General features: G+C 57.7%; 4 protein-coding genes, 1 pseudogene and 1 other annotated feature. Of the genes and pseudogenes, 2 read left to right on the forward strand and 3 right to left on the reverse strand.

Annotated features, from left to right (window positions below):
* Positions 1 to 45 precede the first annotated feature (45 nt).
* The 3 genes from AC3FLX_RS28015 to AC3FLX_RS28025 form a co-directional block, all read right to left on the reverse strand.
* Positions 46 to 1,053, reverse strand: coding sequence for a nitrilase-related carbon-nitrogen hydrolase (locus AC3FLX_RS28015; protein ID WP_488700578.1), 1,008 nt, complete (start codon positions 1,051 to 1,053; stop codon positions 46 to 48).
* A gap of 236 nt (positions 1,054 to 1,289) precedes the next feature.
* The gene (gene proC, locus AC3FLX_RS28020; protein ID WP_488700579.1) at positions 1,290 to 2,111 is read right to left on the reverse strand and encodes a pyrroline-5-carboxylate reductase; all 822 of its coding nucleotides are present in this window, start codon (positions 2,109 to 2,111) and stop codon (positions 1,290 to 1,292) included.
* A 160-nt stretch (positions 2,112 to 2,271) separates the two neighbouring features.
* Positions 2,272 to 3,732, reverse strand: coding sequence for an amidase (locus AC3FLX_RS28025; protein ID WP_488700580.1), 1,461 nt, complete (start codon positions 3,730 to 3,732; stop codon positions 2,272 to 2,274).
* A 703-nt stretch (positions 3,733 to 4,435) separates the two neighbouring features.
* Between AC3FLX_RS28025 and AC3FLX_RS28030 the strand changes: the two are divergent.
* Together AC3FLX_RS28030 and AC3FLX_RS28035 are read left to right on the forward strand one after the other, a co-directional pair.
* A pseudogene (locus AC3FLX_RS28030) lies at positions 4,436 to 5,375 on the forward strand (IS3 family transposase); the annotation flags it as partial.
* Positions 4,465 to 4,581 (forward strand) — a sequence feature (AL1L pseudoknot). Its footprint overlaps the pseudogene before it by 117 nt.
* A 129-nt stretch (positions 5,376 to 5,504) precedes the next feature.
* Positions 5,505 to 6,524: an IS110 family RNA-guided transposase gene (locus AC3FLX_RS28035; RefSeq protein WP_488700581.1), complete on the forward strand. Its 1,020-nt coding sequence runs from the start codon at positions 5,505 to 5,507 to the stop codon at positions 6,522 to 6,524.
* Positions 6,525 to 6,717 lie beyond the last annotated feature (193 nt).

Genomic DNA, 6,717 nt, shown 5'->3' on the forward strand with positions numbered 1-6,717 from the left:
TATAGCTCTGCTAACCGATGAGTTCGGGGGGGGGGGCGCACGGGCTTAGGGAAGCTCGACTCGAAATTTCGAGCTTGGGCGCCAGGCGCCCGGCCATACGCGGGCCCCTCCGTTACGCATCCTGCGAATTTCTGCTAGTGGGATAGCTGAAATATGAAGGAAGGCATCCGCTGTGCCCGTAGCAGTCGCTCTGGGAGCCACGTTAAGGAGGGTTCCGTCACTACCCAACGGCTCTTCGCACGGCACGAAGACTGCCGCGCCAGAATAGTTCGAAGGATGAAAGGGTGTGTAAGGTGTGTTGCCGACAGCGCCCACGACGCACACGGCAGCCTGAAGTTCTACGGCACGGCTTTTTGCGCAGCTGAACACACGATGATACCCATCAGACGTCATAGTCATACTTGGCACCAACACTAGATCGATATCGAGTTGGCTGAGCTGGCAAGACAACCAAGGCTGTTCGATATCCAGGCACGTCAAGATAACGCATCGCCATCCCTGGATTTCGAACACGGACAGGCGCTCTCCTGGGTGAATCAAAAAATCCTGCTTCTCAACCGGCGTTAGGCACAGTTTTTCGTGGGTGGCGATCACCCCTTTTTCGCCAACGAGAATGGCCTGATTGACGACTTGATGGTTGAGCATACGGGGGAAACTGCCCGCAAGTATAGAAATTCTGTTCCGACGTGAGATTTCTGTGAGGTCGTAAACTAGCGATGTTGAATCGGTAGCTATCGCTCGAATAACTTCCGATGGAGGTTTTGAACGATCCGACGAAAGATAGTGTGCCCAGTGCAGGCCAACGAGCTCCGGAAGGACGAGAAGGTCTGTATTAGCACTAGAGGACGATTTTGCATATCCATCGACAATGGCGAGCCAATCTAGATATGATTTGCAAGGTGCTTCAAGATCATAGACGCACAAAGCGATTTTCATAATAAGAATAGTTAATTCAAGAGAATATCTGCCTGGGCATCCGGAGGGCGCTTTGCGCAGACTCAGACGAGAGACTTTTTCATATGCTGTCAGGCTTTCTCTAGGCGAGGCTCTCATGAGGAGACTCAAGTGAGTAAGCCACTTTGGAGATTGTTGACAGGCCGGTTATGAATCGAAGCGGCTGTTGGCTATGCCAGGGGCGCAGGCCGAACTGGGAGGCTAGCCACCATAGGCAGGGGCCTGCTCACAGAGATTCTGGAGCGGCCCCTTTGCCGCGCTGCCGATGAGCGTAGCAACGAAGAGGGGTCGAGGCTCGGGCGTAAGAGTTCGAATCAGCTAGCACGGGCCGTGCTTCAAGACTCCCGATGCTCTGCGCTCATTTCAGCCGCACGCCGATTTGCTGCCCACATTGCATCAATGAAAGTCTGCTGCAGCCCTGCAGATCGAAGCAACTCGATGGCCGCAGCGGTCGTGCCGCCCTTGGAGGTTACACGTGCGCGCAGAGCTTCGAGCGGCTCGCCGGCCTGGGCCGCCAGCGCGGCCGCCCCGGCTACGGTGGCTCCCACCAACTCCGTGGCTTGATCGTCCGACAAGCCCATCTCTTTGCTCGCCTGCACCATGCTCTCCATTACGTAGAAGATATAGGCAGGGCCGGAACCTGATACGGCTGTCACCGCATCGATCAACCGTTCTTCATTCATCCAGAGGAATCTACCAGTGGCAGCTACCAACATCTCCACCCGTGATCGGTCATTGTCGTTGACTTCTTCGGGGGCGAACAAGCCGGTGATGCCCATGCCAATCAACGCCGGTGTATTTGGCATGGCGCGCACCACTCGCTTCGCGCTCAAGCAGCGCCGCAACGTGGCAACGGCGACTCCTGCCGCTACACTAACGTGAAGAGCAGATCCGGTGAAAGGCGCAACTTGACCCGCTGCCTCCGCAAAATGTTGAGGTTTAACAGCCCACACAACCATACGACATCGCACGAGTCGGTCGCAGGGACCCTCTGCCACGCTAACATCGAAGTTGTCGGCTAGTTGCTTGCGTGCCACCGCGGACGGGTCCACGACGTGAATTTCCTCTGGCGACATGCCGCCTCTCAGGAGGCCGCCGATCAATGCCGTAGCCATGCCTCCGCCACCAACGAATACCACTTCCAGATCTCTTTCCATACTATCAATGGAGCATCTCGTGCTCGTCGTTTAAGTGGATGGACGTAAGCGCTGTAATACTCGCGCATCTTCGGATCGGCCCTCAGGGCGCCGGTGAGCACAACGCCGGCTCGGTTAGGGTTGCCGCCACTGGGCGCCGATCAAACAGGGCGTGCTGGTATTAGACGCCAGTTGGCGACGAAGGGCGCTGGGCGATGAATTCGCTCCGCAGCACTTCATATGCAGCCCCAGCGCGCAGCACATCGCCATCGCCGCCATAGCGACCCATCAGTTGAATCCCCATTGGCCAACGCCCATTTGAATGGAAGCCTGCGGGAACCACGAGGGAAGGCAATCCTCCCAATGACGAGTAGATAGACACTTCCATCCATCGGTGGTAGGTGTCCATCGCGCGGCCAGAAATATGCTTTGGCCAACGCTCTTCGGCAAGGAATGGCCAACACTGTGCGGAGGGCAGCACCAGCAGGTCCCAGCGCTGAAACAGGCTGTGCATGTGTTGGTAGTAGCGCGTCCGCACTTGCGTAGCTTCGCGGAAGTCGTTAAAGCTCATGCCCTGGGAGCATTCGTACTCCCACTGCGCCTCAGGCTTGATCTTCTCTCTTGCACCTGGAAGTTGCAGTAATGCGCCGACCCGCGGCCCTGCAACAGCACGTCGCCAAGTGAGCCAGCATTCCCAGAGAAGGGCGGGATCAAAGCCCAGCGGGACCTCCTCTACCACTGCTCCTGCGGATTCAAAATGCCGCAACGCGTCGCGGCACGTGTCTAGCACGCCGGGCTCCATGGCCAGATGGCCGCCAATATCTCCGAGCCATCCAATGCGCATGCCCTTCAGCAGGTCCGGATCTGTCGGCTCGGCCTCATTCCAGCCAAGAGGCATCTGCATTGACAGGGGTGACCGAGCATCGAAGCCACTCTGAGTGGCGAGCAGGCGACCAACGTCGCGAATACTGCGACCCATCGGCCCCTCGTTAGAAAGCAGGTCAATCCAAACATCGGAAGTTCCGGCTTGCGGAATACGACCCTGAGACGGTCGCATGCCGAAGACGTGATTCCAGCCGGCGGGGTTCCGCAATGATCCCATTCCATCGGAGCCATCTGCTAAAGGGAGCATGCGCTGCGCTAAGGATACAGCAGCGCCTCCGCTGCTTCCGCCCGCACTGACTTCGGTATCCCATGCGTTCCTCGTCACACCCCACAGAGAACTGAACGTATGCGAACCCAGACCCAACTCGGGCGTGGCAGTCTTCCCGATTACGATGCAACCAGCGTCTTTCAATCGCGCGGTCATGACTGAATCTGTACGGGGCATGTTGGCCGCCAGCAATTCACAGCCTTTCGTCGTGGGAAAGCCCACAGCATCTGCGAAATCCTTGATGGCGATGGGGATCCCGTGTAGCCAACCGCGGTCCCGGCCGCGGGCCAGGTCAGCGTCCGCCATGTCGGCTTGGGCCAGCAATGACTCGTCCGGTGCCAAATTCACAATCGCATTGAAGACGGGGTTGAGCGCATGGATCCGGGTTAGCGTTGCCTGCATCAAATCGCGACAGGAAAACTCGCGTCGCCGCAATGCTTCGGCGAGTTGGGAGGCGGACAGATCTGTCAGTTGCGTCACGGCGGTCATGGGTGGTTTCCTTCTCCAGCAAACAAAAACTGCACTGTTCTACAGATTGGACCAGGAAAGTGGGCCAGTTGCGAAATCCTTTCCAAGCCGGTTCAACATCCCTGGTCGACGCGACATGCGCTTTGCTGTCGTTATGAAGTTCAGATGTTCCAAATAGACAAGTTACTTCCCTCCCGCCCCTACTAGAGCTCAGTTGGGTCGTGTGAGCACAATTTTTGGCGTTCCAAGGAAGCCTTGTTGGGTCGTCAATCACAGACATCGCACAAGGCGATATGGGCGCGCCGGGAACCTCCCCGACTCCTCGGATCGGAGAAGAGCCTCGATTTTTCTCGACTTAACCAACACCGAAAAGGACCACTTAGCATCAAACGGCCTAGGCCGCTTTATTGCAGTAAAAGTGCTTAGCCGATCTCTGCCGCCTAAACCACAAAGGTGCGTGACGAAGTCTGTCCCGCCTGGAGGCCCGATCGCGAAGCGGTCAATTTGCCGGTGCCCAGTAAAAGAGATCCTCAATTGAGAGCAGCTAGGTTATTCCGGGGCATAGGTTCCTGAATCCCGACTTCGTTGACGTACCGGTTCAATGGCTGCTGTCGCGCGAGCACAAAGAGGGGCTTGTGACAAGTATTCGAGCTGGTGGCGTTGCCAACTTCGAACGCCTATTTCCAGCGAAGCCCATCGGGCCGCGCGATTTAAAGGAGTTTCGCGCGCCAACCAAATCTTGAAGCTGGCGAGCGCATTTGTTGCCCAGGCGGAGCTCGACCGCCGTTTGAAGTCCTGAAGGCCTTTGTCGATCAGCATCGCGACGCCTTTGGGGTCGAGCCGATCTGCAAGGTCTTGCAGATTGCCCCGTCGGACTATCGGTACCATGCTGCGCAGCTTCGCGATCCGTCCCGGCGCTCTGCGCGAACCAAGCGCGATGAATGGCTTCGGCCAGAGGTCAAGCGAGTCTGGCAGGCCAACATGCAGGTCTACGGGCCCGACAAGGTTTGGAAGCAGATGAACCGCGAAGGCATTGCGGTGGCACGCTGTACGGTCGAGAGGCTGATGAAGCAGCAGAGTCTGCGCGGCGTGATTCGGCGCAAGCGGGTTCGCACGACGACTCCAGATGCGAGAGCAGCGCGCCCCACCGGACGTGGTCAATCGTCAGTTCAGAGCCGAGCGGCCGAACCAGCTCTGGGTTTCGGATTTCACCTACGTCTCGACGTGGCAGGGCTGGCTGTATGTGGCGTTTGTGATCGACGTGTTCGCGGGGCGCATCGTCGGCTGGCGGGTCAGTTCGTCGATGACTACGGACTTCGTTCTGATGCACTTGAACAAGCGCTTTACGCTCGCCAGCCCGGCAATGATGGATCGCTCATCCACCACTCGGACAGGGGTTCGCAGTACATCAGCATGCGCTATAGCGAGCGCTTGGCCGAGGCGGCCATCGAACCGTCGGTTGGTAGCCGGGGCGACAGCTACGACAACGCATTGGCTGAAACGATCAACGGCTCGTACAAGGCTGAGTTGATCCATTGTCGTACTGCCTGGAAGACGCGTGAATCCGTTGAGCTGGCCACGTTAGAATGGGTGCCTGGTTCAATCGCCACCGACTGATGGAACCCTCGGCTATATCCCGCGCCGAAGCTGAGGCAATGAAATGAACGTCTCCCAACCCTGGGTCCGCTAGGGTAAGCCTGGATGCAGGTGGTTCCTCCTCACGGGCCGACGGCATCGGAGTGCACAAGATGGAAGATCATGGAGGTCTTCACAGGCAAACCGGAGTATCCATCATGCAGCTTACGCCAGTTGGAGTTGACATAGCAAAGTCGGTGTTTCAGGTACACCACGTGGACATCGAAACGGGGGAGATCGTGAACAAGGCGATCAAGCGCATCGGATTTCTGGAGTACTTTGCCAATCGCACGCCGTGCCTGATTGGCATGGAAGCGTGTGGCGGCGCGCAGCACTGGGCGCGCGAGTTGATGAAGCTAGGACACCAAGTCAAGCTGATGCCTGCGCGCTTGGTCAAGGCATTCAACATCGGCAACAAGAGCGATGCGGCGGATGCCAAAGCAATCTGGCTGGCGGTGCAGCAACCTAGCAAGGCCGTCGCGGTCAAGTCCGAGGACCAGCAGGCGGTGCTGGCCATGCATCGCGTACGGCAGCAGTTGGTCAAGATTCGCACTATGCAGATTAACGCGCTGCGTGGATTGCTGACCGAGTACGGCGAGGTTATGGGCAAGAGCCGTGCGGCTTTGGACAATGGGATGCCTGGTGCGTTGAAAAAGCTTGCCGATCGATTGCCAGCCATGCTGATTGACACCCTGCGCGAACGGTACAGCGAGCTAACGAAACTGGATGAACAGATTGGCAAGATCGAGCAACGGCTCAAGGTGTGGATGAGGCAAGACAAGGCATGCCAGGCCATCGCGGAGATTCCCGGCGTTGGGCTGTTAACCGCCACGGCAGCAGTCGCCACAATGGGAGACGCCAAGGTATTCCGATCAGGTCGAGAGTTTGCAGCGTTTATCGGTTTGGTACCGAAGCAGTCGGGCTCGGGTGGCAAGGTGAACCTGCTAGGCATCAGCAAGCGGGGCGACACGTATTTGCGCACGCTGCTGATTCATGGTGCGCGTAGCGTGCTTGCGCACGCGAAAGATTCTGGGTCGTGGGTTGAACAGATTCGCAAGCGCCGGCCACCGAACGTGGTGATTGTGGCGCTGGCCAACAAGATGGCCCGCACGATGTGGGCGGTACTGGCGCATGAGCGCCAGTACGACAAAGGTTACATCGGCGCCAAGCCGGTATGACCCAGATACAGAGTTGGAGAAGATCAACTCTCACACAGGATAGATCATCCAAGGTTGCGCAGGCATTTTGCGTGTGATGACAGACCAGGTAGGACCGTGACTTGCTGAACCTGAGTAGTTTGCAGAGCTCAAAGCTCGTTGAGGCAATAAGGCGCAAGTCAGCGGATTTCATCGGGGCCCGCAGCAGAGAAAC

This window comes from Cupriavidus sp. 291-E7 (assembly GCF_057798835.1).

What these genes read in the sequence shown, in the direction of transcription:
- AC3FLX_RS28015 (WP_488700578.1), bottom strand. Translation starts at nt 1,053, where the DNA reads ATGAGAGCCTCGCCTAGAGAAAGCCTGACAGCATATGAAAAAGTCTCT.
- proC (WP_488700579.1), bottom strand. Translation starts at nt 2,111, where the DNA reads ATGGAAAGAGATCTGGAAGTGGTATTCGTTGGTGGCGGAGGCATGGCT.
- AC3FLX_RS28025 (WP_488700580.1), bottom strand. Translation starts at nt 3,732, where the DNA reads ATGACCGCCGTGACGCAACTGACAGATCTGTCCGCCTCCCAACTCGCC.
- AC3FLX_RS28035 (WP_488700581.1), top strand. Translation starts at nt 5,505, where the DNA reads ATGCAGCTTACGCCAGTTGGAGTTGACATAGCAAAGTCGGTGTTTCAG.